The sequence below is a fragment of the Selenomonadales bacterium genome (genome assembly GCA_017442105.1).
In the GTDB taxonomy this organism is placed as follows: domain Bacteria; phylum Bacillota; class Negativicutes; order RGIG982; family RGIG982; genus RGIG982.
The window spans coordinates 1-1558 of record JAFSAX010000157.1; the positions used below are offsets into that span (position 1 = coordinate 1).

A 1558-nucleotide genomic window follows, 5' to 3' on the forward strand; every position below is an offset into this window, starting at 1 on the left:
CTGGAAGGTGCAGGCGTGATCGAAAAGGACAGCATATATATCGCGCCGTACTCGAATGAATGGCACCTGCACCACTCTGAAGAGTGGTTTAAGCGGTACGTAGAAGAGTACTGTGATAAGGTAGATGACTTGCAGGTCGGTGACTTCGTGCTCTATCAGTACGGCCGCTGTATAAGTCATGGCGCGGTCTATGTCGGTAATAATGTGGTGTGTCATTCACTTGTCGATCAAGGCTGTGTACTGACTGATATGGACGATGTGATGTTTTACGACCGCAAAGGCAAGAGCCGCGTGCGTGGATATTATCGGTATCGGGGTGATTAGATGGGCTTTTTGAGTAAAAATATCGTCACTCGTGAAGAGAAAATATCTGCCTTCTCGGTCAATACGGCCGAATATGGCGCTCCTGTCATGGAGATCCTCGGTACGACACGTATCAGTGGCAACGTCATTTATTACGATGATTTTACGGCACACGAGCACCGAGAGACACAGCGCACCGGCAAAGGCGGCGGCAGTAAGACGACTAATATCTCATATACATATACCGTTGCAGTCATTTTGGGTCTGTGTGAAGGGCCTGTTGGCGGCATCGGCAAGGTGTGGATCGGGAAAGAGCTGTATACGTATCCGAACGAGGCGATACAGCTGACGCTGTTTAAAGGGACTGCCGAGCAGTCACCGTGGAGCTATCTGACAGGCAAGCATCCCGATAAGGCACTCTCGTATCCGAATCTGGCATATATGGCAGGCGTTATCGATCTCGGCAACAGCGGCAGTATGCCGACGTACAATTTCGAAGTCAAAGGTAAGCTACTTTCGACGGGCGATGGAATCGATGTCAACCCTGCCGACTATATCGTGTACATCTTGGATAAGGTCGGTATGGGCGATATTGCGATCGATGGGATAGACAACTACCGCGCTTATTGCAAGGCGGCAGATCTGCTGATCTCCACACCGAGCGATGCATCAGGCACGCAAGAAGCACGTGAGATCATCAACGATATTGCATCGCTGACGAATGCGTATGTATTCTGGTCGAACGATCGATTCAAGATCGTACCGCTTGCCGACAGGCCCGTCGGTACATGGCAGCCGAATACGACGATCCTGTACGATCTGACGATCGATGATCTTATCCCGCAGACGGGTGGTGCGGCCGTCACGTACAGCAGGAAAGACAGCAGTGAGATCCACAATCGCTTTACGGTCGAATTTTTGAACCGAGCGAACGGATACGAGAAAGAAAGTGTGTCGTATGAGGATACGGCCGACATCATCGATCACGGTGTACGGCAATCATCGACAGTCAAGGCACACTACATCTACACGAAGGCACGTGCTGTTAGAATCGCCGAAGAGATGGCACGGAAGAACAAATATGAGCGGAATAAATATACATTCAAACTCGACTGGGCGTTTTGCAGGCTTGAAGTCGGAGACCTTGTGACGCTGACAGATACTGCAATCGGTCTCGACAAGGTCGTTGTCTGCATCGATAGTGTGACAGAGGCGGCAGATGGTCTCTTGACGTTCACTGCGATCAGCCGCGCTC

At 50.8% G+C, this 1558-nt stretch carries 2 protein-coding genes; both read left to right on the top strand.

All coding sequences use genetic code 11. From position 1 onward, the window contains the following. A partial coding sequence (locus tag IJN28_06325; GenBank protein MBQ6713383.1) for a C40 family peptidase occupies positions 1-324 on the top strand: 324 nt, incomplete at its 5' end. Further along, on the top strand, positions 325-1558 hold a 1234-nt coding region (locus IJN28_06330; GenBank protein ID MBQ6713384.1), incomplete at its 3' end, for a phage tail protein.